Here is a 26,299-nt window from a genome sequence, read left to right on the forward strand (position 1 = left end):
CACAATCGGTCACATACCAAACGCTCGTGCACGGGAGTCCTCCCTGCGCATTCACGGCCTGAAAAATCAAAACAAAACCTCAACACGGGAGACAGAAATGAAAACGAACCGGAGAAACTTCCTAAAACACACGACCGCTTTCGGCGCCGCAGCCGCGCTCGGCCCGTCGATGATCGCGAGCCCTGCCCGCGCCTCGGGTGAAATTGAAGTGGGTGTCCTGTTCTCGCTTACCGGCGGCCTTTCGATCATCGAGAAATCGCTCGCCGACGCCACGATGATGGCGATCGACGAGATCAACGCCGCAGGCGGCGTGAACGGGATGATGATCAAGCCAATCCTCGAAGACGGCGCATCCGATCCGAAGACCTATAACGAGAAGGCCTCGAAGCTGGTGATCCGCGATCGCCTGCAGACCGTGTTCGGCTCCTACACCTCGGCGAGCCGCAAGGCCGTTCTGCCGGTCTTCGAGAAGCGCAACAGCCTCTACTTCTACCCGACCTATTACGAAGGCTTCGAGTGCTCCAAGAACGTGGTCTACACGGGCGCGGTGCCGAACCAGCAGCTGTCGAACTTCATCCCGTGGATCACCAACACGCTAGGCAAGAAGAAGTTCTTCATCGTCGGCTCGAACTACATTTACCCGCGCGAGATGGCGAAAGTGTCGAAGATCCTCATCGAGCAGAATGGCGGCGAGTGGGTCGCGGACGAATATCTCGAGCTCGGCCATTCCGAATGGGGCGCGATGGTCTCCAAGATCAAGGAAAGCGGCTGCGACGTGGTTCTGTCGAATGTCGTGGGCGACTCGGTCGTGGCCTTCTACCGCGAGTTCAAGAACCAGGGCCTCACCCACGACAAACTGCCGATCTGCGCGACCGTCACCTCGGAAATCGAGATCGCCGCGATGGGTCCGGAATTCGCCGAAGGCAGCTACACCTCCTTCCCGTATTTCCAGGCCATCGACACCGATCGCAACCGCGATTTCATCGAGCGCTACCGCAAATATGTCAACGATCCCAAAGCTGTGACGCACCACGCGCTCGAGAGCAGCTACTTCCAGGTCTATCTTTGGAAGCAGGCGGTCGAGAAGGCTGGCGACATCTCGGCAGATGCGGTGCGCGAAGGCATCAAGGGTCAGGTCTTCGAGGCCCCGAACGGCACCGTCACCGTCGATCCGGAAAACCTGCACACCTATCTCACGCCGCGCATCGCGCAGTGGGGCGCCGATGGTCAGGGCACGATCGTCAACGCCTATGACGCGCCGACCAAGCCGCTGCCCTACGTCGCTTACGGCGAGACGGCAGAGAACCTGTTCTGCACCGGCGCCGGTCTCGACACCACCAAGCTGTGACGCAAACCGGGCACCGGGCTGATGTCCGGTGCCCATCCGAGCGAGGCGGAATTCCCTATGTCTGACATCATCTTCATCGGCCTGTCCCTGTCTTCGATCCTGCTGCTGATCGCGCTTGGCCTGTCGATCACCTACGGCGCGATGGGCGTCATCAACATGGCGCATGGCGAGCTGGTCATGATCGGGGCCTATACGGCGGTGCTCGCCGGGCTCCATCTCGGGCTCAACCTGTTCTTCGCGCTGCCTCTGGCCTTCGTGACCTCCGGGCTCGTGGGACTCGTGATCGAGCGATTGGTGATCCGAAGGCTCTACGGACGGATCATCGACACGCTGCTCGCGACTTGGGGCGTGGCAATCCTGCTGCAACAGCTGATCCGCCTCGAATTCGGCCTGAGCTTCTTCGGCATCCATATCGACGGGCTCGGCCCGGGGCTTCAGAACATGACGGTCCCGGCCTTCCTCACCCAGCCGATCGACGTGGCGGGCATGACGATCCAGCCCTATCGCACATTCATCATCGTCGTGACGCTGATGCTCGCGGGGCTGACCTGGTGGCTGATGTATCGCACCCCGATGGGCGTGCAGGTGCGCGCGATCATGCGCAATCCCCAGATCGCGGCGGCCTGCGGCATCGACGTGCGCCGCGTCTCGGCGCTGACCTTCGCCTATGGCTCGGGCCTTGCCGGGATCGCCGGCGTGCTGCTCGCGGGCTTCAAAACGGTCATGCCCGAAATGGGCGCATCCGTCGTGGTCGATGGCTTCCTCGTCGTCGTCGTCGGAGGGGTCGGCAGCCTTCTCGGAACGATCCTCGCCGCGGGCATTCTCGGACAGATCAACGGCATCGTCGCCTTGGCGTCCAACGACATCATCGCCCGCGCCGTCGTCTTCGCGGTGGTCATCGCCCTGATCCTGTGGCGCCCGCGCGGCCTGTTCTCCTTCAAGTCGAGGTAAGCGATGTCCAGCGAAACGTCTTCCACACTTCCCAGCTCCACGAGCCGCCTTCAGCGTCATGCCGACTGGGCCGTCTATGCCCTCTTCATCGTGATGGTTCTCGGCGCACCCCTGGTGATCGACGATGTGTTCTGGCTCAACCGCATCGCCAAATATCTCGTCTTCGGCATGCTCGGCATCGCGATCGCGCTGTCCTGGGGCTACGCCGGGATCCTCAATCTGGGGCAGGGGCTCTTCTTCGGCCTCGGCGCCTATATGACGGCGATGTCGCTCAAGCTGATGAGCGCTACGAGCCTGCAGCAGGGCTCGGACAAACCGGTGCCGGACTTCATGCTCTGGAATGCAGAGCCTGGGGCCGTCACCGATCTGTGCTGCATCAACAAGGGCTCGTTCCTCTGGATCCCGTTCCAGTCGCAATGGTTCGGCATGGCGATGTCGATCGTGATCCCGCTGATCGTCGCCTTCGTGCTGTCCTCGTCGATCTTCCGGCTGCGCGTCTCGGGCGTCTATGTCGCGATCATCACGCTGGCGCTCGTGCTTCTGGTGCGGCTGCTGCTCATCGACGCGCAGCCGATCACCAACGGGTTCAACGGGCTGACCGATCTGGGCTGGCTGACCATCGGCGGGTTCGAATTCGACCCCTATATGGTCGAGACCTATTACGTGGTCGCCGTCTCGCTCACGGTGGTTTTGCTGTTGGGTCGCTGGCTTGTCTCGACACGGGCCGGGCTGATCCTGCAGTCGACGCGCGATGATCCGACCCGGGCGCGCTATCTCGGCTACGACGTCGCGGCCTATCAGATCTTCTTCTTCACGATCTCGGCCGGGATCGCGGGCTTCGCGGGGCTTCTCTATGTGGTCGCCGCCGAATTCGCCTCGCCGAGCTTCATGGATATCGGCTTCTCGATCTCGATGGTCGTCTGGGCCGCGGTGGGCGGGCGCAACTCGCTGCTCGGCGCCTGTATCGGGGCGATCCTGATCAACACGGTCGAGGCCACGGTCAGCGAGACCGAAATCTTCAAGGAAGCGTGGAAGCTGATCATCGGCGGGATCTTCGTCCTCGTCGTTCTCTACCTGCCGAACGGGCTTGCAGGCATCGCGCGCGATCTTCTGGGGCGGTTCGAACGCCGCCGGAAGGGCACGCCCGCAGAGACGGCCCCGAAAGCCGCGGAATAGGAGGGACGGACATGAATGAAGCACTCACGATAGACGGGCTGACGGTGGATTTCGGCGGGTTCAAGGCCGTGGACGGGTTCACCACCGTGGTTCAGAAAGGCGAGTTGCGGGTCATCCTAGGCCCCAACGGCGCCGGGAAGACCACGCTGATGGATCTCGTCAGCGGCAAAACCGCCTCCACCCAAGGCAGCGTCCATCTCTTTGGCGAGAACATCACCAACCGCCCCGAGCACATCATCGCGCGGCACGGGATCGGGCGGAAGTTCCAGATCCCGAGCGTCTTCCGCGATCTGACCGTGCGGCAGAACCTCGAAGTCGCGGCCTCGGGAGAGCCCGGCGTGTTCCGCAACCTTCGCCTGCACATGGTGGCGGAGGACCGGGCGCGGGTCGAGGACGTGATCGCGATGACGCGGCTCGAGCCGGTGCTCGATACGGTCGCGGGCGAGTTGTCCCACGGCCAGATGCAATGGCTGGAACTGGGGATGCTGATCACGCAGCAGGCGAAGGTGATCCTTCTCGATGAACCCACCGCGGGCATGACCCATGCGGAGACCTTCCGCACCGCCGAAATCATCAACGAAATGAAGGGCAGCCACACGATCCTCGTGGTCGAGCATGACATGGCTTTCGTGCGCAAGATCGCCGAGCGGATCACGGTCATGCACATGGGCAAGCTGCTCGCGGAGGGGCCGATGGAAAAGATCGAGACCGATCCAAAGGTGCGCGAAGCCTATCTCGGTTCGGGAGGGATTCACTGATGCTTTCTCTGAGCAACCTCGACAGCTTCTACGGTCGCAGCCAGGCGTTGCACGACGTCTCGATGAGCGCGCCGAGCGGCACGATCCTCGCCGTTCTGGGCCGCAACGGCGTGGGCAAGACCACGCTTCTGCGCTCCATCCTCGGGCTGACCGACCGCCAGAGCGGCGACGTCGTGCTCGACGGGCAGAACATCTCCGCCGACGCCACCTACCGACGCGCGCGGGCGGGGATCGCCTATGTGCCGCAGGGCCGGATGATCATCCCCGATTTCACGATCCGCGAGAACATCCTGATGGGCGGCTTCGCGGCCCAGGGTCCGCGCGCCATTCCCGAAATCGTCCCGAAGATCTTCCCCTATCTGATGGAAAATCTCGACCGGCCCGGCGGCGTGCTTTCGGGCGGTCAGCAACAGCAGCTTGCGATCGCCCGCGCGCTCGCAAGCGGCCCCAAGGTCCTCCTGATGGACGAGCCGACCGAGGGCATCCAGCCCAATATCGTCGAGCAGATCGAGGACATCATCATCCGCCTCAATGCCGAACTCGGACTGACGATCCTCCTTGTCGAGCAAAACGTGAAATTCGCGCGCCGTGCCGCGCAGAACTTCACGATGCTCGAGAACGGTCGCGTCGTGGCCGATGGCGCGATCGCGGATCTCACCGAGGAAACGGTCACCAAGCACATGGCGATCTGACCCCATAAACCCGCCTTCCCGGATCAACCGGAAAGGCATTCGACAACTCCACCAACAGCAGAGGTAACAACATGTATCATGGAGATATTTCGAGCAGCGCCGATACCGTGGGCGTCGCCGTCGTCAACTACAAGATGCCGCGTCTTCACACGAAGGCCGAGGTTCTCGAGAACTGCCACAAGATCGCCGACATGGTGAAAGGCATGAAGAAGGGCCTGCCGGGCATGGATCTGGTGATCTTCCCCGAATACTCGACCCACGGCATCATGTATGACGAGACCGAGATGTACGAGACCGCCTCGTCGGTGCCGGGCGAAGAGACCGAAATCTTCGCCGCCGCCTGCCGCGAGGCCAATGTCTGGGGCGTGTTCTCGCTGACCGGCGAGCGCCACGAAGAGCACCCGAAGAAAGCGCCCTACAACACGCTCATCTTGATGAACAACGAGGGCGAGATCGTTCAGAAATACCGCAAGATCATGCCCTGGGTTCCGATCGAAGGCTGGTATCCGGGCAACTGCACCTATGTCTCGGAAGGCCCGAAGGGCATGAAGATGAGCCTGATCATCTGTGATGACGGCAACTATCCCGAGATCTGGCGCGACTGCGCGATGAAGGGCGCCGAGCTGATCATCCGCTGCCAGGGCTACATGTATCCGGCCAAGGACCAGCAGGTGATCATGGCCAAGGCGATGGCCTGGGCGAACAACTCCTATGTCGCGGTCGCCAATGCGGCGGGCTTCGACGGCGTCTATTCCTATTTCGGCCACTCGGCCATCGTCGGCTTCGACGGGCGCACGCTGGGCGAATGCGGCGAAGAGGAATACGGCATCCAATACGGCCAACTCTCGGTCTCGGCGATCCGCGATGCGCGCAAGAACATGCAGAGCCAGAACCACCTCTTCAAGCTCGTGCACCGTGGCTATACCGGCATGATCAACTCGGGTGACGACACCAACGGTCTCGCCGAGTGCCCCTACGACTTCTACACCAAATGGGCGGAAGATCCGGAAGGCACGCGCGAGATGGTCGAGGCGATGACCCGCTCGACCGTCGGCACCGAGGAATGCCCGATCGACGGTATCCCCAACGAAAAGTCCGACCCCACTCACCGGTGAGGCAGGCGAGCAGGGCCGGCGGAGACATCCGCCGGCCAATCAAACGCGAGGATCTTCTATGACGATCGATCAGTACCGGCTTGACGAAGAGCCGACCTACCACCCGAGCGGCGACGAGGTGGCCTTCTACGAATCCGCCTATGCGGCGCGGTTGCCGGTGATGCTCAAGGGGCCGACCGGCTGCGGCAAGACCCGCTTTGTCGAGCATATGGCCTGGCGTCTGGGCAAGCCGCTCATCACGGTGTCTTGCCACGAGGACATGACCGCTTCGGATCTTGTCGGGCGCTTCCTGCTCGGCCCCGAGGGCACGCATTGGCAGGACGGGCCGCTCACGATGGCGGTGCGTCACGGGGCGATCTGCTATCTCGACGAGGTGGTCGAGGCGCGTCAGGACACGACGGTGGTGATCCATTCGCTGACCGATGATCGCCGGATATTGCCGCTCGAGAAAAAGGGCGAACTGGTCCATGCGCATCCCGATTTCCAGCTCGTGATCTCCTACAATCCCGGCTACCAGAGCGTTCTCAAAGACCTCAAGGAATCCACGAAGCAACGCTTCAGCGCGGTCGATTTCACCTATCCGATGGCCTCGGTCGAGGCTTCCATCGTGGCGTCCGAGGCGGATATCGCTGCCGACATCGCCGACAAGCTGGTGAAGATCGCCGAGAAGTCGCGGCATCTGCGCGGGCAGGGGCTCGAGGAAGGGGCCTCCACGCGGATGCTCATCCATGCCGGTCGCCTTATCAAGACGGGCATGACGCTGACCGACGCCTGCAAACATGCGATCATCGTTCCCATCACGGATGACCCGGACATGCGCGGCGCGCTCGATGCGGTCGTCGATGCCTGTGCCTGACAGCATGAATGTCGAAGCCACCCCTGACCTGCCGGGCGCGATCCGCAGCGCCTTCTCGGCGCCCGAGATAGCCGACTGGCTGCGGGCGCGCGAACGGCTGCGGGGCGCGGGATACGGGCGGACGGTCCCCCGCGCCTATGAGCGCAGTTCGCTGGCTCTTGCGCCGAAACTCGGGGCGGCGCCGACGATCGCCTTGGCAAAGCTCGTGTCCCATGTCGCGATCCGGGTCTCGCCCCGCGCGGCGGAGCGCGTCTGCACTACGGCGGACACGGTCGCGCAGAGATACGAGCCGCAGGAATTTACCGCGTGGCTCGCGCTGATGACGCGGATTACCACGCAAGCGCCGGAATCCGTCTACCCCTTTCTGGACAATATGGAGCGGCTCGTCGGGCGGCTCTCCGAACAGGCGCTCGAGGACTGGGTCGCGACCGGATTGCGTCTGGCGGGGCGCGATGCCGACAAGCGAAACGCCTATTTCTCCTTGCAGACCGCCGAGGCGCAGCGCGCGCTCGAACACGAAAGCGGCGAGCGGAGCTTCTACGATCACGAGCGCCGGTTGCGGGCCTATCTCACGGCGATTTCCGGCACGACCCCGCCGCTGCGTGTCGCGCCCACGGGCATGGGAGAGAAAGCCGCGCGGCGGGTGTCCTTCGCGAGCAATGTCATTCTCGTGCCGCCCAGTTTGCCCGGCTATCGCGGCGAGACGGAGCCCCTGTTTCGCGCCGCGCTCGCCCATATCGGGGCGCATATCAACTTCACCAAAACCCGCTTTGATATCGGGCAGCTCAAGCCGCTGCAGATGGCGGTCGTGTCCCTGATCGAGGATGCGCGGGTCGAGGAACTGGCGGCGCAGGAAATGCCCGGATTGCGCAGGCTCTGGCAAGGTTTTCACGTCGCCCAACCCGGCGGTCTTCCGACCGCGCCCAGCCTGTTCGCGCGGCTGGCGCGGGCACTGATCGATCCTGAGTTCGACGACCCCGACGGATGGGTTCAAAAAGGCCGCCGGATGTTCATGGAGGCGCGCGAGCGCTGGGACGATCCGGCGATCAGCCGCGAGATCGGCAACCTGCTGGGCAACGATCTCGGGCAGCTTCGCGTGCAGTTCAATGCGAAGGATTACGTGGTTCAGCCCGCCTATCGCGACGACAATCTCGGGCTCTGGGCTCTCGACGAACCACCCCCGGAAGAGGCGCAGACCCTGGAGGTTCAGGTCGACACCGTGCAACTGCGTCGCTCCGAGCCGACCCCGGGCGCGGGCAAGCAATCGCAACAGCAGGAGCAGACCGAAAGCGACAGGGTCGAGAAAGTCGCCCCCGTCACCGAGGCGGCCGAAGAGGGGCGGGCGGTCGCCTCCTATCCCGAATACGACTACGAGATCGGCCGGGAACGCGCGAACTGGACGGTGGTCAAGGAATACCCCGCGACGCCGGGAAATCGCCGCTTCTGGCAGGAGTTGCAGGACGCGCAGGGGCCGCTTCTGTCGCGCATCACCGGCCTCGTGCGCTCGGCGCAGATCGGGCGCGCGCGCCGGGAGAAGCGGCAGGCGGAGGGAGAAGTTCTCGATCTCGACGCCTGTATCGAGGCGGCGACGGCTCTGCGTGCTGGCGAGTTTCCCGATCATCGCCTCTACGAGCGGCAGGCCCCGCCGACGCGCGATCTCGCGGTCAGCCTGCTCCTTGATATCTCGCAATCGACGGCCGATCTCGTCCCCGGAACACAGCACCGCATTCTGGACATGGAGCGCGATGCGACGGCGGTTCTCGCCCATGCGATGAACGAAATCGGCGACCCTTTCGCGATCAACGCCTTCTGCTCGGCCGGGCGCGAAGACGTGCGCGTCGTTGCGGTGAAACGGTTCTCGGACGCGTTGGATGAAGAGACGGGTTCGGCGCTGTCGGGCCTGAAGCCGGGCTATTCGACGCGGCTCGGGGCCGCCCTGCGCCATGCCGGGAAGGACCTCGCGCAGGTGCCGCGGCATCGTCGTCTGCTGCTGTTGATCACCGACGGGGAGCCCTCGGATATCGACTCGCCCGATCCCGACTATCTTGTCCGCGACGCGCAGCGCGCCGTTCGCAGCCTGAGCGCGCTGGGGATCGATGTCTTCTGCGTGGGGCTCGGGCCGCGAAACAAGGAGCAAGAGGCCGCGATTTTCGGGCGCAACGGGTTCATCCAGATCGACGAGCTGAGCACGCTGCCGGACAAGCTTTTGTCGCTCTATCTCCGGCTGACCCGGTAACGGGGCGCTGACCCCGGCGCTTCTGAGAGCATATGAAAAAGGCCCGCATCGCTGCGGGCCTTTTGCAAATCATACCATCACTTGCGCGGCTTCTTCGGACCGCCGGGCTTGGGCTTCCCGCCTTTGCCCGGATGCGGTCCTTTGCCGGGGCCTGCATATTTCGCGCGGGGCTTTTTGCCCTTCGGGGCGGCACCGCCTTCGGGCTTGGGCTTGCGCTTCTTCGGCGGGATGTCCGCGAGGGCTGCGAACACGGCCTCGTCGTCGGGGCTCCAGCCGCTGGTCTTCGCGCTCTCCTCCGGGGCGTCGTCGCGCGGTGCCTTGGGCGGGCCTTTGCGATGGGGCGCCTTGGCCGGACGCTCGCCACGGTCGCCGCGATCCGGTTTGCCATGCGGCTTGTCTGCGCGGCGTTTTTTCGGCGGCGGACCAAAATCGGGTTCGCCGTTCAGGGCACGAGCCTTGATCTCATCGGAGAGCTCGCCATCGGGACCAAGCGAGGCCGCGAATTTCGCGACGCTCTTCTCGGCGATCTCGACGAAGGTCTCGTCATCGCGCACGCGGATCGCACCGATCGAGGATTTGTCGAGATCGGCATGGCGGCGCAGCAAGGGCAGCAGCCAGCGCGGCTCGGCCCGGTCATTGCGCCCGACCGAGAGCGTGAACCAACGGCTCGGGCCGAATTCCTGACGTTCCGATTGCCCCTTGGTGTCCGGCGGCAGAAGGTCTTCGGGCGGGGCGTTGCGCGATTGCTGCAGCCGCAGGAAGGCGGCGGCGACAGCCTCGGCCCCGTGCCGGTCGAGCAGCTTGCGCGCAAACGCCGCCTGATCCTCGCTGACCGGCTCGCGCCAATCGGGATCGGTCAGCAGACGCTCTTCATCGCGCGCGATGATCGACTCGGCAGACGGCGGGACGCTCCATTCGGCGTTGATCTTCGCGAATTTCAGCAGACGTTCGGCACGTTTGACCATGCGCGGCGGCACGATCAGCGCGGACATGCCCTTGCGCCCGGCACGGCCCGTCCGGCCCGACCGGTGCAGCAGGCTTTCGGGGTTCTGCGGCAGATCGGCATGGATCACGAGGCTCAGGTTCGGCAGGTCGATCCCGCGCGCGGCCACATCGGTCGCCACGCAGACGCGCGCGCGCCCGTCGCGCATCGCCTGCAGCGCGTGGCTGCGTTCGGCCTGCGACAGCTCGCCCGACAGCGTCACGACCGAGAGGCCGCGATTGCCGAGACGTGCGCTGAGATGGTTCACCGCGGCACGGGTGTTGGCGAAAACGATGGCGCTTTCGTCATGGTGGAAGCGCAGCAGGTTGAAGATCGCATGATCGCTATCCGAGGCCGCAACCTTCAGCGCCTTGTAGGCGATGTCGGAGTGCTGCTGCGCGGTGTTGATCGTCGAAATGCGCTGCGCGTCGTTTTGGAACTGCTCGGCCAGCTTCGCGATCATCGGCGACACGGTGGCCGAGAACAGCAGCGTGCGCCGCTCTTCCGTGGCGGAGCCGAGGATGAATTCGAGGTCTTCGCGGAAGCCCAGATCGAGCATCTCATCGGCCTCGTCGAGCACGACGGCGCGAATATCGCTGAGATCGAGCGCGCCGCGGCGGATATGGTCGCTCAGGCGACCGGGCGTGCCGACCACGATATGCGTGCCGCGTTCGAGGGCGCGGCGTTCCTGGCGCGGATCCATGCCGCCGACGCAGGAGCTGACGATGGCGCCGGTCTTGGCGTAGAGCCAGCGCAATTCCTGCATGACCTGAAAGGCGAGTTCCCGCGTGGGGGCCACGACGAGTGCAAGCGGCGTGCCAGCCGGGCCGAAGCTTTCGGCCTCGCCCAGGAGGGTCGGCGCGATCGCGAGACCGAAGCCGACCGTTTTACCCGAGCCGGTCTGGGCAGAGACCAGCAGGTCCTTGCCCTCCAGCGCGGGATCGGTCACCGCGTCCTGCACGGGAGTGAGAGTGTCGTAGCCGCGCTCGGCGAGCGCTGCGGAAAGGGAGGGGATCATCGGAAAGTCGTCCAAGCAATGACGTAAGGGACGGGCGGCTCTGCTCTGGCAGCCCGTGCGGAAGGCGCCTGCATAACGGTCCCTGCGGCAAATGTATATTGCCTATTTGGGGAATCCGCCCGCTATGGGCAATAATTCTTGGTCAGGCGAGGACTTGCAGCACCACCGCGGAGCCGTAGATCGCGACCAGCAGGAGGCTCTCGATCCCGATCCGCGCTGGCCCGTCCTTTTGGCGCAGGATCAACCCGCCGAGCAGCACGCCCGTCATCATCAGCCCTGTCGCCAGCCAGTAGAGGTCCGACATCGAGACCGCGTGATACAGCGAGCCGTCGCGATAGGCCCCGTCCGAGAAGACGAGGAACAGCGTGTCGAAAGTGTTGCCGCCAATGATTCCGCCGATCGCCAGTTGCAATGCACCGCGACGGACCGCCGTCAGCGTCGTCACCAGTTCGGGCAGCGAGGTCACGACAGCTGTCAGCAGCGCGCCCACCAGCGACGAACTGAGACTGAAGCGGGTGACGAATTCCTGCCCGGCTTGCGAAATGACCCATCCGCTGAGGCCCATGATGACCACGAGGCCCATGAAGACGATAATCGGCCCGCGCGGCGAGCGGTTCGCCTCCTCTTCGTCTTCGGGTTCGTCATGGCGCGTCTCGCGAGTCTCGACCGGTTTCCACATCGGCGTCTCCGACACCTGGGTCGCGAGTTTCGTGCCGCCGAGATAGGCGAGGAACAGCACCACCGAGGCCGGGCTGATCCCCCAGATCGCGAAGTCGGGCGCGGCGGTCGCGGCGAGCGGGATCGACAGCAGCACGATCAGCATCACCGCCTGAAAAAGGTTCGCGGGCTCTGCCGCGGAATGTTCGAGATTGGCGCGTCGGTGCAGCATGTCGGCGAGCGCCAGAAAGAAGGTCTGCGCGGCGATCCCGCCCACGGCATTGGAAAAGGCGAAGCTCGCATCGCCCTGTGCGGCGACCGAAACCGAGACGACGATCCCCGACAGCGACGTCGCAGCCCCCAGCACGATCCCGCCCGCCAGCGCTTCGCCCATCCGCGTGCGATCCGCGATTACATCGGCCAGCCCGGTCGCCTTGATGGAGGAGATAACGACGATCAGCCCGGCGAGGGTGAAGACGCCGAGCAGAAGCGGGGTCGAAAGTGAGGCGATCATGAAGGCTCCGGGGACACTGTTCGAAAGGCAACCGCGCTGCGCGCTCACGGTTCCGTTAAGAGGGCGACGGGTGGCGCCTCTGCAAAGGGCTGGGGGGAGTCGACATGCCCGAAAGAGACGTTAGTGTCGGCGCCAATCAGCGCGCGGGAGGACAAGCATGTTTATCGGATTGGATCTGGGCACATCGGGGCTGAAGGGGCTCTTGATCGACGAGGCGCAGCGCGTGGTTGCCGAGGCGACGCATCCGCTCAGCGTTTCGCGCCCCCACGAGGGCTGGTCGGAACAGGATCCTGCCGAATGGATCGCGGCGATGGAGGCGGTGCTCGGCGCGCTCGCGCAGCACGATCTGTCGGCGGTGCGCGGGATCGGGCTTTCGGGCCATATGCATGGCGCGACGCTGCTGGATGCGCAGGACGAGGTATTGCGGCCCTGCATCCTGTGGAACGACACCCGCGCCTATCGCGAGGCGGCGGCCCTCGATGCGGATCCGCAATTCCGCGAGATCAGCGGGAATATCGTCTTCCCCGGCTTTACTGCGCCGAAGCTCGTCTGGCTCGCCAAGCACGAGCCGGAGCGTTTCGCGAAAGTGGCGAAGGTGCTGCTGCCGAAGGATTACCTGCGGCTCTGGCTGACTGGAGAGCATGCTTCGGAGATGTCCGACGCCGCCGGGACGAGCTGGCTCGATACCGGCGCGCGCGACTGGTCGGATGCACTTCTGGCGGCGACCGGGATGCGGCGCGAGCAGATGCCGCGCCTCGTCGAGGGCTCGGACGTCTCCGGCACGCTGCGCCCGCAGATCGCGGCGCGCTTTGGTCTACCGGAGGGCGTCGTCGTGGCAGGCGGCGGGGGCGACAACGCGGCCTCGGGCGTGGGCGTCGGTGTGGTGGCGGCGGGGCAGGCCTTCGTCTCGCTCGGCACCTCGGGCGTCCTGTTCGCCGCCGATGACGGCTACCGCCCCGATGCGGCGAGCGCGGTCCACAGTTTCTGTCACGCCCTGCCGCAGACATGGCACCAGATGGGCGTGGTGCTGGCCGCGACCGACGCGCTGAACTGGTATGCGCGACTTCTGGAGAGCGACGCCAAGGAATTGACCGAAGGCCTCGGCCCGCTGCAGGCGCCGGGCAAGGCGCGGTTCCTGCCCTATCTCGGCGGCGAGCGCACGCCGCTCAACGATGCGGCGATCCGCGGCGCGTTCATCGGGCTGGAGCACGCGACCGATCGCGCCGCGACCACGCGGGCCGTGCTGGAAGGGGTGAGCTTCGCACTGCGCGATTGCCGCGATGCGCTGGCAGGAACTGGCACCCGGATCGAGACGCTGCTCGGCGTCGGGGGTGGGACGCGCTCGCGCTATTGGTGCGAGGCGATCGCGACCGCGCTCGACACGCCCGTAGCCCTGCCGGTGGCGGGCGATTACGGTGGCGCGTTCGGGGCGGCGAGGCTTGGGATGATGGCCGCGACGGACGGCGGGCTGGACATCGCGGCGCCGCCCGAGATCGCCGCGACGATCGAGCCAGTCTCCGCGTTGCGCGAGGCGTTCGACGAAGGGCACGAGCGCTACCGTCAGGCCGGCGCTGCGCTGCGGGGTTTGATCTGATCTACCTCGGGCCGCGCCGTGGCGATCGGCGCGGCGTCGCGGAGATCAGCTCGAGAATTGCAGACGGATCCGGTTCACATATTCCACGCCCGGTCGCAGGATCGCCGAGGGGAACTCGGGGTGATTGGGCGCATCGGGCCAGGCTTGCGGCTCCAGGCAGATCGCGTTGAAGCTGTCGCCGGACGGCGCGGTGTAGACCTGCAATCCGGGCTGGTTGCTCAGCATCGTCATGCTGCGTCCGGAGGCCGGATCGCTCAGCACCGCCACCTCGCGCATCCCGCCGGAGCCGACGCAGAAATTGTGATCGAAGCCCGCGGCATCGGGCCCCAGCGCCGGGGCCGGTTCGCGGAAATCGAAGCGTGTGCCAGCCACGTCGCGCGGCCCGCCTACGGGGAGTTTCTCGCCATCAACCTCGAGAACCTGTTTGGCATTGAGCTTCAGTCGGTGATCGGCGATCGAGCCGCCGCCCGCGAGATTGAAATACCCATGCGAGGTCAGAGACACCGGGCAAGCGCGATCACAGCACGCGCGGTAAGTGATGCTCAAAGTTTCTGGGTCCGATACCGCGAAGCTCACCTCCGCGACGAGATTTCCGGGGAAGCCCTGATCGCCATCCGGGCTTTCGAGCCGCAGTGTCGCCGCGTTGATCCAATGCGCGACAACGGTCCAGTCGCATTGGTCGAACCCCTCGCCACCGCCGTGAAGGCAGTTCCCGCCTTCGTTCGCATCTAGCTGGAACTGCTCGCTATCGAGCGTGAATTGCGCTCCGGCGATGCGGTTGGCATAGCGCCCGATCGTCGCCCCGTGGAAATCGCGTGTCTTTTGTTTCGGGTCGGGGCCGATGAGAAGCTCGACCGGACCGTCGTCGCTGGGCAGCACAACGCTTGTCAGTCGCGCGCCCTTTGGATCGATGCGCACCAGCATCCCTGATGCAAGCCCGATCTCCAGTTCTGATTCGTGATCGAACATGCTGTGTCCTGTCCGTTTCTCGACGAGGCTAACCTAGCGTAACCCTCTCTTCACGTTATGACTTTAATCTCGATCAATACCCGAGGCGAGTTAGCTACATCGCCACTTTCAGCGCTTTGGGCGCGGGCCGCACATCCCGAGCCACATCATACCCAACGCAATTGTTCCTTAAAAGTTTCGTGATGAGCACGCGGAATCTTGTGTGCAGAGGTATTCATGCTCGATTTTGCGCGAAAATTCATTATATCTGGCAATAACGAAAGTTAACGCGCCTTTTGGTGCACAAGCGACAGGCGCTAGCGGGAGTACGCAAAATGCCACAAGCAGTAGATCTCTTCGTGATCGGCGGCGGGGTGAACGGCTGCGGGATCGCGCGCGACGCGGCCGGACGGGGCCTGCGGGTGCGTCTGGCCGAGATGGGCGATCTTGCGCAGGCGACCTCTTCGGCCTCCACCAAGCTGTTCCACGGCGGGCTGCGCTACCTCGAATATCTCGAGATCAAACTGGTCCGCGAGGCGCTGTCCGAGCGCGAGGTGCTGATCCGCGCGATGCCGCATATCTCATGGCCGATGCGCTTCGTGCTGCCCTATAGCGCCGATATGCGTTTCGAGAGCGATACACCGGTCTCGAAAATGCTCTCTACCGTCATGCCGTGGATGAAGGGCAAGCGCCCGTCCTGGATGATCCGCTCGGGGCTGTTCCTCTATGACCATCTGGGCGGGCAGGGGCTGCTGCCGGGCACCAAGCGGCTCGACCTGCGCAACGCCCCGGAAGGCGCGCCGCTGAAGGACAGCTTCACCCATGCGTTCGAATATTCCGATGGCTGGGTGCAGGATGCCCGGCTCGTCGTGCTCAATGCTCGCGACGCCGAGGCGCATGGCGCCGACATTCGCGTGCAGACCAAGGTGGTCGAGGCGCATCGCGATGGCGGCCACTGGGTGATCGTGACCGAAGGCCCGAACGGGCGCGAAGAGCATATGGCCCGCGCCGTGGTCAATGCTGGCGGCCCGTGGGTCGAGCAGATCCTGAAAGGCACGATGGGCAGCGCCAGCCGCGAGCATATCCGCCTCGTGCGCGGCAGCCATATCGTGACGCGCAAGCTCTACAATCACGACAAATGCTACTTCTTCCAGGGTGCGGACGGGCGGATCATCTTCGCGATCCCCTATGAGCAGGACTTCACCCTGATCGGCACCACCGAGGCCGCCCATGAGGACTCGCCGCTCGCCGCCGAATGCACCGAGGCTGAGCGCGATTACCTGTGCGATTTTGCGTCCGAATATTTCAAGGAAGAGGTCACGCCCGACGACGTCGTCTGGACCTATTCCGGGGTGCGCCCGCTCTATGAAGACGGCGCGAGTTCGGCCACGGCGGCGACGCGCGAATATGTTCTTTCGCTCGATGCGCCGGCGGGCCAACCCGCGGCGCTGCACGTCTTTGGCGGAAAGATCACCACCTATCGCCGTTTGGCCGAGGATGCGCTCGCCAAGCTGCGCCCGCACCTCCCGGGCATGGGCGGGTCGTGGACGAAAGGCGCGCGCCTGCCGGGTGGCGATTTCGCCCCCGAAGAGGTCGGCGCCAAGATCGCCAAGCTCTCGCAGGATTATCCCTTCGTGGATCGTAAATGGGCCGAGCGGATGATCCGCCATTACGGCACCGAGTCTTGGGACATCTTCGGCGACGCCAAGGCGCTGGGCGATCTGGGCCGCGATTTCGGCGGCACGCTGACTGAGGCCGAGCTGCGCTGGCTCGTCGAGAAGGAGTGGGCACGCAAGGTCGAGGACGTGATCTGGCGGCGCACCAAGCTGGGCTTGCGGCTCGATGCCGATCAGGTCAACTCTGTCGCCGCGTGGCTGGAGGAGCACGCAGGCTGACGCGCGAAACGGGAGGACTTCATGACCTACATTCTGGCAATCGACCAAGGCACCACGTCGTCGCGCGCGATCGTCTTTGACGATGCGCTGCACCCCGTGGCGAGCGCGCAGGAGGAATTCACGCAGCACTTCCCGCGCTCGGGCTGGGTCGAGCATGATGCCGAGGAAATCTGGGAAAGCGTGCTGGCGACCGTGCGCGGGGCCATCGAAAAGGCCGGGATCAAGGCTTCCGATATCTCCGGCATAGGCATCACCAACCAGCGCGAGACGACGCTGGTCTGGGATCGCGAGAGCGGAAAGCCGATCCACAACGCCATCGTCTGGCAGGACCGCCGCACCGCCGAATTCTGCCGCGAGCTGCGCGAGGACGGGTTCGAAGAGACCGTCACCGCGCGCACCGGGCTGATCGTCGATCCGTATTTTTCGGCCACCAAACTGCGCTGGCTTCTGGAAAATGTCGACGGCGCGCGCGAGAAGGCCGAGGCGGGCAAGCTCGCGTTCGGGACCATCGACAGCTGGCTGATCTGGAAACTGACCGGCGGCAAATCGCATGTCACCGATGCGACCAATGCAGCGCGCACGATGCTCTACGATATCGCCAAGGGTCGCTGGTCGACGACCATCGCCGCCAAGCTCGGCGTGCCGATGGAGATGCTGCCCGAGGTCAAGGATTGCGCCGCTGAGTTCGGCGTCACGCACCCCGATCTCTTCGGTGCGGAAATCCCGATCCTTGGCGTTGCGGGCGATCAGCAGGCGGCGACCGTGGGGCAGGCCTGCTTTAAGCCCGGCATGCTGAAATCGACCTACGGGACCGGGTGCTTTGCGCTGCTCAATACCGGCGACCAGATGGTGCGGTCCGAGAACCGCCTGCTGACGACCATCGCCTATCAGCTCGACGGCAAGGTCACCTACGCGCTCGAAGGCTCGATCTTCGTCGCGGGGGCCGTGGTGCAATGGCTGCGCGACGGGCTGAAGATCATCGAGGCCGCCGATCAGACGCAGGCGCTGGCCGAGCAGTCCGACCCCGAGCAGGACGTGATCATCGTGCCCGCCTTCACCGGTCTTGGCGCGCCTTACTGGAACCCCGACTGCCGCGGCGCGGTCTTCGGCCTGACCCGCAGTTCCGGCCCGGCCGAATTCGCCCGCGCGGCGCTGGAATCGGTGGGTTTCCAGACCCGCGACCTCTTGGAGGCAATGCAGGCCGACTGGTCCGACGGTGCGCGCCCGACCCTGCGCGTCGATGGCGGCATGACGGCCTCGGACTGGGCGATGCAGTTCCTGTCGGACATCCTCGGCGCGCCTGTCGACCGGCCCGAAGTGTTGGAAACAACGGCGCTCGGCGCGGCATGGCTCGCGGGCTACAAGGCGGGGATTTATCCCGAGCCGGAAGAGTTCGCGAAGGGCTGGGCGCTCGATCGCAACTTCGCCCCCGAGATGGACGAGGCCAAACGCGAAGCCCGCTACGCCGAGTGGAAAAAAGCGGTCGAGGCTACGATCTCGATCACTCAGTAGCAGCCCGAGTGATCTTCGCCCCAGCCGGCGATATAGATCACAGACGGGGTGCGCCCGTAGCCGCAGACGAAGACATAGACGCCGAAGGGCTGCCCCGCGCGGACCATTTGCGTAAAACTTCCCCGCGTATCGCCGCCCGCCTCGACCATCGCGGGAATACGCGCCCGCGTGGCGCGATCCGCGAAGACAGGATCGGATTCGTCGCGCGCATCCCTTAGCCCGAAGCGATGATAATTCGCCCGATCCTGCTGCAAGGCCGCACCGAGAGATCTCAGGGCCACGCCCTTCGAATTCCGCATATCCTGTGGGCCGATGTAGGCGGAGTAGGCCGCAATCTGGGTCCAGTCCTGTGCGGCTGACAGGCCGGGCAATCCAATGAGCGGCAGGGGGATGATGGCGATAAGACGAAGTAATTGGCGCATGGGAGGGCCTCCGGGCAGAGCGGAAAGGGCAGGGTACGCAATGTCTTGATGCCCGAAATCATGCCAAGGGCCCTCAAATCGCGCAACGATTCTGTGCCCCGCCTGCCAAGCCCTCTCCGACACCGAGAGAGGGCTTTCCCTTTCGCGCGTTTTGCTCTTTCTTGTCCCGATCCGCCCCGAAGACAGGAGCCACCTAATGACCCGCTACCCCCGCGACCTGCGCGGCTATGGCCGCACGACCCCCGATCCGCATTGGCCGGGCGAGGCGCGCGTGGCGATCTCGATGGTGCTGAACTTCGAAGAGGGCGGCGAGAACAACGTCCTACATGGCGACGCGGCCTCCGAGGCGTTCCTGTCCGATATCGCGGGCGCCGCGCAGTGGCCCGGCCAGCGTCACTGGAACATGGAGTCGATCTACGAATACGGCGCGCGCGCAGGCTTCTGGCGGCTGCACCGGCTGTTCACCGGGCTGAACGTGCCGCTGACGATCTACGGTGTCGCAACCGCGCTGGCCCGCGCGCCCGAACAGGTCGCCGCGATGAAAGAGGCGGGTTGGGAAATCGCCTCACACGGCCTGAAATGGGTCGAGCACAAGGATATGGCGGAAGACGAAGAACGCCGCCAGATCGCCGAGGCGATCCGCCTGCATACGGAAGTCGTCGGAGAGCGTCCGCGCGGCTGGTATACCGGGCGCTGCTCGGCCAACACGGTGCGGCTGACTGCCGAAGAGGGCGGTTTCGACTGGATTTCCGACACTTATGACGATGACCTGCCCTATTGGCTCGAGGTCGGCGCGCGCGACCAACTCGTGATCCCCTACACGCTCGAGGCCAACGATATGCGCTTCGCCACCGCGCCGGGCTATATCGAGGGCGAGCAGTTCTTCACCTATCTCAAGGACAGTTTCGACACGCTCTATGCCGAAGGGCTGGACGGCGCGCCGAAGATGTTCTCGGTCGGCCTGCATAACCGCCTGATCGGGCGGCCCGGCAAAGTCGCGGGGTTGAAGCGTTTCCTCGATTACGCGCTCTCGCATGAGGGCGTCTTGTTCGCGACCCGGGGAGAGATCGCCGCGCATTGGGCTGCGACCCACCCGCATACCCGTCGCGAACGCCCGAGCCAGATGAGCCGGGAGCGCTTCGTCGAAGCCTTCGGCGGCATCTACGAACATTCGCCGTGGATCGCGCAGCGGGGCTTCGATCTGGAACTCGGCCCGGCGCATGATTGCCTCGAGGGCGTGGCCTCGGCGCTGGCCCGTATCTTCCGCTCGGCCTCGGAGGCCGAACGCCTCGGCGTGCTCACCGCGCACCCCGATCTCGCGGGCAAACTCGCCCAGGCCAAGCGCCTCACCGCTGAGAGCACCTCCGAGCAGGCGAGCGCCGGGCTAGATGCGCTGACCGATGAAGAGCGCACCACATTCGAAGGGCTCAACACCGCCTATACCGAAAAATTCGGTTTCCCCTTCATCATCGCCGTAAAAGACAATACGAAGGCGTCAATCCTCCACGCCTTCCGCCGCCGGCTTGACCAAGACCGCGAGACGGAATTCCGTGAGGCCTGCAAACAGGTCGAGCGGATCGCGTGGCATCGCCTGAACGCCATGGACCTTTGATGGAATACACCTATTACGCCCCGACGGGCGGTTTGCCCGATCAGAACCAGCGCGCCCGCGAGCGCGCCCAATTCAACACTTCCTACGCGGTGATCCCGCGCGGGGTGCTGTCCGACATCACCATCTCGCTGCTGCCCGGCTGGCAGAATACCCGCGCCTGGGTGCTCGCCCGTCCGCTTTCCGGCTTTGCCGAGACCTTCGCCGAACTGGTCGTCGAAGTCGCGCCGGGCGGCGGCTCTGACAATCCCGAACCCGACCCCGAGGGCCAAAGCGTGATCTTCGTGCTCGCCGGTCACATCCGCCTCGTGATCGAAGGCGTCGGCCATGAGCTGGACGCGGGCGGCTACGCCTATCTCGCACCGGGCGCGCAATGGTCGGTCGCCAACGATCAGGACACGCCCGGCACCTTCGTCTGGGTCCGCAAACGCTACGAGCGCGTGCCCGGCATCGACGCGCCGGAAAGCTTCGTCACCGCCGATCAGGACAAGCCGCCGCTCGAGATGCCCAACACCTCGGGCTACTGGTCGACCTCGCGCTTCGTCGATCCGAATGATCTGCGCCACGATATGCACGTCAATATCGTGACCTTCATGCCGGGCGGCACCATCCCCTTCGCGGAAACCCACGTGATGGAGCACGGCATCTTCGTGCTGCAGGGCCGGGGCGTCTACCTGCTCAATCAGGACTGGATCGAGGTCGAAGAGGGCGATTTCATGTGGCTGCGCGCCTTCTGCCCGCAAGCCTGCTACGCCGCGGGCCGCCGCCCGTTCCGCTACCTGCTCTACAAAGACGTGAACCGCCACCCGAAGCTCGGCTCGCCCATCTCGGGCTGATCCCCCTTCGGCTTGGTTGAAATATCCCGGGGGTGAGGGGGCAGCGCCCCCTCTCTTCCGCCAGCCCCCGGAGGCCCGCGATGCAGATCAAAGCCGAACCGCTCACGCCCGAGGCCTTCGCGCCCTTCGGCGATGTGCTCGACGCCGCAGGCGACCCAGACAAGATCATCAATGCGGGGCTCTGCGGGCGCTATCACGACCGCGCGCAGCTCGATTTCGGGGCGGAGACGGGCGGTCGCGCCGGCATTTCGATCTTTAAGGCAGACCCGCGCGCGCTGCCCTATCTCTGCGATCTGCTGGAGCGGCACCCCGAAGGCTCGCAAGCCTTCATCCCGATGAGCGCGGACCCGTTCCTCGTGATCGTCGCCCCTGATGCGGGCGGTAAACCCGGCACGCCGCGCGCGTTTCTCACCGATGGTGCGCAGGGGATCAACCTCCATCGCGGCACCTGGCACGGGGTGCTGACGCCGCTCGCAGCGCCCGGTCTTTTCGCCGTGGTGGATCGCATCGGCGAGAGCGCGAACCTCGAAGAGCACCCTCTGGACACCCCCTTCACCGTCACCGCCTGACCCTTCGTCAAAGGGGCATGGACACTTCCGCGGAACTTTCCCAAGCTGCGCCAAATCGTTTTGGGGAGGAGCAAGAATGAAAACGCGGATCGCACTTTTGCGCGAAATGGGCAAAGCGCGCCCTTATTCCGACAGCAAGCCGCTGGAGATCGTCGAGGCCGAGCTGGACGATCCCGGCCCGGGTGAGCTGCTCATCAAGATGTCGGCTGCGGGCCTGTGCCACTCCGACCTGTCCGTCATCAACGGCGACCGTCCGCGCGACATGCCCGTGGCGCTCGGCCATGAGGCGGCTGGCGTGGTCGAGGCGGTCGGCCCGTATGTCACGCGCTTCGCGCCGGGCGATCACGTCGTTCTCGTCTTCGCGCCCTCCTGCGGCCATTGCGTGCCCTGCGCGGAAGGGCGGCCTGCGCTTTGCGAGCCTGCCGCCGTCGCGGCGGGCAAGGGCAGCCTGATCACCGGATCGAAACGCATCTCGGTCGCGGGCGAGCATGTGAACCACCATATCGGCGTGTCGGCCTTCTCGGATTACGCAGTCGTCTCCGAGGCCTCCTGCGTGAAGATCGACAAGTCAATCCCGCTCGATCAGGCGGCCCTTCTGGGCTGCGCGGTGCTGACTGGCGTCGGCGCGGTGCTGAACTCGGGCGGGCTGAAGACCGGGCAAAGCTGCGCGATCATCGGCCTTGGCGGCGTCGGCTTGGCGGGGCTTCTGGGCGCGGTTGCGGCGGGCGCGCGCACCGTGGTCGCCGTCGATCTGGCCAAGGACAAGCGCGACCTCGCGCTGAAACTGGGTGCGACCCATGCCATCGACCCGACCGAGGAAGGGGCGGTGCAAAAGCTGCGCGAGCTCACCGGCGGCGGCGTCGATCTCGCGGTCGAGCTGGCAGGCGCGGCCCCGGCGCTGCAATTCGCCTACTCCATCACCCGGCGCGGCGGCACCACCGTCACGGCGGGCCTTCCGAACCCGCAGGCGGAATTCAAGATCCCGGCCGTGTCGCTGACCGCGAATGAGCACGCGCTGAAGGGCTCTTACATGGGCTCCTGCGTGCCGGTCCGTGACATCCCGCGTTTCGCGCAGATGATGGTGCAGGGGCAACTGCCGATCCCCGATCTGATGACCCACCGCCTCAAGCTCGAAGACATCAACGAAGGCTTCGAGCGGCTCGCGGCGGGCGAGGCGATCCGGCAGGTCATCGTCTTCGACTAAGCGCCGATCTCGGCGCGCAACCAATCGCGGAAGGCGCTGACATGCGGCGCCTCCCGCGCGCGCTCGGGCAGGATCAGCGCGTAATTCTCGCCGGTGGCAAACCGGCGCGGCGTCGCCTGCACCAGCCGCCCCGAGGCCAGCGCCCCTTCGGCGATGATTGCAGGCACCAACCCAAGGCCCATGCCCGCGCTCGCCGCATCGAGGATCATGTCGAAATGATCGAACCGCGCGCCGCGCAGGATATGCCGCGCATCGCGCCCGCTCTCGCGAAACCAGTCGAGCCAGAGCGTCGGGCGCGTCGATTGCTGCAATAGCGGCAAGGCCAGCAGCGCGTCGTCCTCCAGCGCCGCACGCCCCGCCATCAGGTTCGGCGCGGCCACGACGATCAACTCCTCCGCCACCAGTTTCTCGACCTCCGCCCCTGCCGGTTCATGCCTTGAGCGCATGATCGCCAGATCGAAGGGCTCATGCTCGAACTCCACAGGCAAGAGCCGCGCGCTCAGATCGAGGCTCACCTCCGGCTGCGCGGCTTCGAAGCCCGCCAGCCGCGGGATCAACCACGAGCGCGCAAAGCTCGGCAGCACCGCCATACGCAGCACCGCCCGCGCGCCGCCGAAAGCCATCGCCCCCATCGCAGCCCGGTCGATCTGGCCCAGAATTTCCTCCGCCTGCGCCAGAAAAACCTGACCCGCAGGCGACAGGGACAGCCGCTTGCGCACCCGGTCGAACAGCGCCACGCCCAGTCGCTCTTCCAACGTCCCGAGCGAGCGCGACACCGCCGATTGCGTCAGGTTCAGCTCTGCCGCCGCCCGCGTCGTCGTGCCCAAGCGCGCACAGGCGGCGAAGGCCTGCAATTCGTTGATCGTCGGGGTGTAGCTCTTGCGCATGGTCGCGAGGGTGCTCCGCTGTGTCTTGTAGGATCATGCGCAAAACTCATCATCTTCGCAAATTTAATCGTTTGCGCCGCGCGCCCCGATGCCTAGAGTCCGACGCAACGAAAGACAGCCTCCGAGGATCCGCCATGACCGACCGCCCCACGCTCAAAGCCAAGGATGCCCCCGATCTGGGCAAGTTCACCTGGGACGACGCGCTGCGTCTGGAAACCCAGCTGAGCGAAGACGAGCGGATGCTGCGCGATGCGGCCCGTGCTTATGCGCAGGCCAAGCTGCAGCCGCGCGTGATCGAGGCCTTCGAGAGTGAAACCACCGACCCTTCGATCTTCCGCGAGATGGGCGAGATGGGCCTCTTGGGTGCGACCATCCCCGAGGAATATGGCGGGATCGGCGCGGGCTATGTCTCCTACGGCCTGATCGCGCGCGAGATCGAGCGGGTGGACAGCGGCTACCGCTCGATGATGTCGGTGCAGTCGAGCCTCGTGATGTATCCGATCTATGCCTATGGCTCGGAGGAGCAGCGCCAGAAATACCTGCCGAAACTGGCCTCGGGCGAGTGGATCGGCTGTTTCGGCCTGACCGAACCCGATGCGGGCTCGGACCCGGCGGGCATGAAGACCCGCGCCGAGAAGACCGAGGGCGGCTATCGCCTGACCGGCGCGAAAATGTGGATCACCAATTCGCCGATCGCGGATGTCTTCGTCGTCTGGGCGAAGTCCGAGGCGCATGGCGGAAAGATTCGCGGCTTCGTGCTGGAGAAGGGCATGAAGGGGCTGAGCGCGCCAAAGGTCGGGCAGAAGCTGTCGCTCCGCGCCTCGATCACCGGCGAGATCGTCATGGACGGCGTCGAGGTCGGCGAAGATGCGCTGCTGCCGCATGTCGAAGGTCTGAAAGGCCCGTTCGGCTGCCTCAACCGTGCGCGCTACGGCATCGCCTGGGGCGTGATGGGCTCGGCCGAGTTCTGCTGGCACGCTGCGCGCCAATACGGGCTCGACCGCAAGCAGTTCAACAAGCCGCTGGCTCAGACGCAGCTCTTCCAGAAGAAGCTCGCCGATATGCAGACCGAGATCACGCTGGGCCTGCAGGCGGCGCTGCAAGTCGGTCGTCTGATGGACGAAGCCGATGCCGCGCCCGAGATGATCTCGCTCATCAAACGCAACAATTGTGGCAAGGCGCTGGATATCGCGCGGATGTCCCGCGACATGCATGGCGGCAACGGGATTTCGGGCGAGTTTCAGGTGATCCGCCACATGGTCAACCTCGAGACGGTGAACACCTACGAGGGCACCCATGACGTCCACGCGCTGATCCTGGGCCGTGCGCAAACGGGCCTGCAGGCCTTCTTCTGATGGCCCCGCTGGAAGGTGTGAAAGTTGTCGAGCTGGCGCGCATTCTGGCCGGTCCCTGGGCCGGTCAGGTGCTGGCCGATCTCGGCGCCGAGGTGATCAAGGTCGAGGCGCCCGAAGGCGACGATACCCGCCGCTGGGGCCCTCCCTTCATCGCCCGCGAAGGCGACGGGCCGGAGGGGCGCTCTGCCGCCTATTTCCACGCCACCAATCGCGGGAAGATTTCGGTCGTGGCCGATTTTCGCACCGAGGAAGGCCAGAAGATCGTGCGCGATCTGGTGAAAGACGCCGATGTGGTGATCGAGAACTTCAAGCTCGGCGGCCTCAAGAAATACGGGCTCGATTACGAGAGCCTCTCGGCGATCAACCCGCGTCTCGTCTATTGCTCGATCACCGGTTTCGGGCAGGACGGGCCTTATGCCAGCCGCGCGGGCTATGACTTCCTGATCCAGGGCATGGCGGGCTGGATGGACCTGACCGGTGACCCGCAAGGCCAGCCGCAAAAGGTGGGCGTTGCCTTCGCGGACATCTTCACCGGGCTTTACGCGGTGATCGGCATTCAGGCGGCGCTGGCCGCGCGGGCGCGCACCGGGCGCGGGCAGTTGGTCGATATGGCGCTTCTGGATTGCGCGGTGGGCGTGCTCGCCAATCAGGGGATGAACTTCCTCGCGACCGGCAATGCGCCGCATCGCTTGGGTAATGCCCATCCCAACATCGCGCCTTACGAGGTGGTCAGCGCCAAGGATGGCGACCTGATCCTCGCGGTCGGCAATGACGGGCAGTTCAAGCGGCTGTGCGAGGTGCTGGGCCTCGACCTCGCAGCCAATCCAGACTTCGCCACGAACGAAGCCCGCGTGGCCAATCGCGCGGCAATGCGCGAAACGCTCCTGCCTACGCTCGCGCAATGGCCGCGTGCCGAGCTGCTCGCGGCGCTCGAGAAGGCGACGGTCCCCGCGGGGCCGATCAACTCCGTCGATCAGGTTTTCGCCGACCCGCAGGTTGAGGCGCGGGGGATGCGGATCGAGGCCGAGGGCATCCCCGGCATCCGCACGCCGATCCGCTTTTCGGACACGCCGCTTGCCGATCCGAAACCGGCCCCGAAGCTTAAGGCCGACTAGCCTCTTCCTCTTGGTGGAAATATCCCGGGGGGCGCGTCAGCGCGGGGGCA

22 protein-coding genes are annotated in these 26,299 nt (G+C 65.1%); 17 read left to right on the top strand and 5 right to left on the bottom strand.

The window, feature by feature from the left end; all coding sequences use genetic code 11:
* Positions 1-97: 97 nt before the first annotated feature.
* The 8 genes from ACZ7GB_RS13935 to ACZ7GB_RS13970 all read left to right on the top strand — a co-directional run bounded on the left by ACZ7GB_RS13935 (position 98) and on the right by ACZ7GB_RS13970 (position 9,132).
* Positions 98-1,348 carry a transporter substrate-binding protein gene (locus ACZ7GB_RS13935; RefSeq protein WP_078602193.1) on the top strand — a complete coding sequence of 417 codons (1,251 nt, stop codon included), beginning with the start codon at positions 98-100 and terminating at the stop codon, positions 1,346-1,348.
* A 57-nt stretch (positions 1,349-1,405) separates the two neighbouring features.
* Positions 1,406-2,299 carry an urea ABC transporter permease subunit UrtB gene (gene urtB / locus ACZ7GB_RS13940; RefSeq protein ID WP_078522104.1) on the top strand — a complete coding sequence of 298 codons (894 nt, stop codon included), beginning with the start codon at positions 1,406-1,408 and terminating at the stop codon, positions 2,297-2,299.
* Positions 2,300-2,302: 3 nt separating this feature from the next.
* Positions 2,303-3,475 carry an urea ABC transporter permease subunit UrtC gene (gene urtC, locus ACZ7GB_RS13945; protein WP_152845015.1) on the top strand — a complete coding sequence of 391 codons (1,173 nt, stop codon included), beginning with the start codon at positions 2,303-2,305 and terminating at the stop codon, positions 3,473-3,475.
* 11 nt (positions 3,476-3,486) lie between these two features.
* Entirely contained in the window at positions 3,487-4,233 is a 747-nt protein-coding gene (urtD, locus tag ACZ7GB_RS13950) for an urea ABC transporter ATP-binding protein UrtD (protein WP_078522102.1), read from the top strand.
* Entirely contained in the window at positions 4,233-4,925 is a 693-nt protein-coding gene (gene urtE, locus ACZ7GB_RS13955) for an urea ABC transporter ATP-binding subunit UrtE (RefSeq protein ID WP_078540369.1), read from the top strand. The genes urtD and urtE overlap by 1 nt, the downstream gene beginning before the upstream one ends.
* 71 nt (positions 4,926-4,996) lie before the next feature.
* Positions 4,997-6,040, top strand: coding sequence for an aliphatic amidase (locus tag ACZ7GB_RS13960; RefSeq protein WP_078522100.1), 1,044 nt, complete (start codon positions 4,997-4,999; stop codon positions 6,038-6,040).
* Between the two features lie 58 nt (positions 6,041-6,098).
* Positions 6,099-6,896 carry a CbbQ/NirQ/NorQ/GpvN family protein gene (locus ACZ7GB_RS13965; protein WP_078602191.1) on the top strand — a complete coding sequence of 266 codons (798 nt, stop codon included), beginning with the start codon at positions 6,099-6,101 and terminating at the stop codon, positions 6,894-6,896.
* Complete coding sequence (locus ACZ7GB_RS13970; protein WP_472159149.1) at positions 6,883-9,132, top strand: nitric oxide reductase activation protein NorD; 2,250 nt, start codon at positions 6,883-6,885, stop codon at positions 9,130-9,132. Before ACZ7GB_RS13965 ends, ACZ7GB_RS13970 begins: the two co-directional genes overlap by 14 nt.
* A gap of 77 nt (positions 9,133-9,209) precedes the next feature.
* On the opposite strand, the gene ACZ7GB_RS13975 is transcribed toward ACZ7GB_RS13970, so the two are convergent.
* On the bottom strand, positions 9,210-11,132 hold the full coding sequence (locus tag ACZ7GB_RS13975; RefSeq protein WP_472159150.1) for a DEAD/DEAH box helicase: 1,923 nt from the start codon (positions 11,130-11,132) through the stop codon (positions 9,210-9,212).
* 142 nt (positions 11,133-11,274) lie between these two features.
* Positions 11,275-12,303 (bottom strand): sodium:calcium antiporter, encoded by a 1,029-nt coding sequence (locus ACZ7GB_RS13980; protein ID WP_472159152.1) that lies wholly within the window; start codon positions 12,301-12,303, stop codon positions 11,275-11,277.
* Positions 12,304-12,460: 157 nt separating this feature from the next.
* Here ACZ7GB_RS13980 and xylB point away from each other — a divergent pair, with 157 nt between their 5' ends.
* A complete protein-coding gene (xylB, locus tag ACZ7GB_RS13985; RefSeq protein ID WP_472159153.1) occupies positions 12,461-13,897 on the top strand; it encodes a xylulokinase in 1,437 nt (478 codons plus the stop codon).
* A 45-nt stretch (positions 13,898-13,942) separates the two neighbouring features.
* On the opposite strand, the gene ACZ7GB_RS13990 is transcribed toward xylB, so the two are convergent.
* Positions 13,943-14,866 (bottom strand): aldose epimerase family protein, encoded by a 924-nt coding sequence (locus ACZ7GB_RS13990; protein ID WP_472159155.1) that lies wholly within the window; start codon positions 14,864-14,866, stop codon positions 13,943-13,945.
* Between the two features lie 314 nt (positions 14,867-15,180).
* On the opposite strand from ACZ7GB_RS13990, the gene glpD reads away from it, so the two are divergent.
* Together glpD and glpK are read left to right on the top strand one after the other, a co-directional pair.
* The gene (gene glpD, locus ACZ7GB_RS13995; protein WP_472159156.1) at positions 15,181-16,740 is read left to right on the top strand and encodes a glycerol-3-phosphate dehydrogenase; all 1,560 of its coding nucleotides are present in this window, start codon (positions 15,181-15,183) and stop codon (positions 16,738-16,740) included.
* Positions 16,741-16,761: 21 nt separating this feature from the next.
* Complete coding sequence (gene glpK / locus ACZ7GB_RS14000; protein WP_472159157.1) at positions 16,762-18,252, top strand: glycerol kinase GlpK; 1,491 nt, start codon at positions 16,762-16,764, stop codon at positions 18,250-18,252.
* Here the strand turns inward: glpK and ACZ7GB_RS14005 are convergent.
* Positions 18,246-18,674 (bottom strand): hypothetical protein, encoded by a 429-nt coding sequence (locus ACZ7GB_RS14005; RefSeq protein ID WP_078544978.1) that lies wholly within the window; start codon positions 18,672-18,674, stop codon positions 18,246-18,248. The genes glpK and ACZ7GB_RS14005 overlap by 7 nt on opposite strands.
* A 196-nt stretch (positions 18,675-18,870) precedes the next feature.
* On the opposite strand from ACZ7GB_RS14005, the gene puuE reads away from it, so the two are divergent.
* The 4 genes from puuE to ACZ7GB_RS14025 all read left to right on the top strand — a co-directional run bounded on the left by puuE (position 18,871) and on the right by ACZ7GB_RS14025 (position 22,892).
* Positions 18,871-20,286: an allantoinase PuuE gene (gene puuE / locus ACZ7GB_RS14010; protein WP_472159158.1), complete on the top strand. Its 1,416-nt coding sequence runs from the start codon at positions 18,871-18,873 to the stop codon at positions 20,284-20,286.
* The gene (locus ACZ7GB_RS14015; protein WP_078540358.1) at positions 20,286-21,119 is read left to right on the top strand and encodes a bifunctional allantoicase/(S)-ureidoglycine aminohydrolase; all 834 of its coding nucleotides are present in this window, start codon (positions 20,286-20,288) and stop codon (positions 21,117-21,119) included. Before puuE ends, ACZ7GB_RS14015 begins: the two co-directional genes overlap by 1 nt.
* Positions 21,120-21,199: 80 nt before the next feature.
* Complete coding sequence (locus tag ACZ7GB_RS14020; RefSeq protein WP_472159159.1) at positions 21,200-21,688, top strand: ureidoglycolate lyase; 489 nt, start codon at positions 21,200-21,202, stop codon at positions 21,686-21,688.
* Between the two features lie 76 nt (positions 21,689-21,764).
* Positions 21,765-22,892, top strand: a complete 1,128-nt coding sequence (locus ACZ7GB_RS14025; protein WP_472159161.1) for a zinc-dependent alcohol dehydrogenase family protein — start codon at positions 21,765-21,767, stop codon at positions 22,890-22,892.
* Here ACZ7GB_RS14025 and ACZ7GB_RS14030 read toward each other — a convergent pair.
* Positions 22,889-23,779, bottom strand: a complete 891-nt coding sequence (locus tag ACZ7GB_RS14030) for a LysR substrate-binding domain-containing protein (protein WP_472159162.1) — start codon at positions 23,777-23,779, stop codon at positions 22,889-22,891. The genes ACZ7GB_RS14025 and ACZ7GB_RS14030 overlap by 4 nt on opposite strands.
* 134 nt (positions 23,780-23,913) lie before the next feature.
* Here ACZ7GB_RS14030 and ACZ7GB_RS14035 point away from each other — a divergent pair, with 134 nt between their 5' ends.
* Positions 23,914-25,134 (top strand): acyl-CoA dehydrogenase, encoded by a 1,221-nt coding sequence (locus tag ACZ7GB_RS14035; RefSeq protein ID WP_472159163.1) that lies wholly within the window; start codon positions 23,914-23,916, stop codon positions 25,132-25,134.
* A complete protein-coding gene (locus tag ACZ7GB_RS14040) occupies positions 25,134-26,249 on the top strand; it encodes a CaiB/BaiF CoA transferase family protein (RefSeq protein ID WP_472159164.1) in 1,116 nt (371 codons plus the stop codon). The genes ACZ7GB_RS14035 and ACZ7GB_RS14040 overlap by 1 nt, the downstream gene beginning before the upstream one ends.
* Positions 26,250-26,299 lie beyond the last annotated feature (50 nt).

This window comes from Thioclava sp. PTB-PU3-1, from assembly GCF_055666785.1.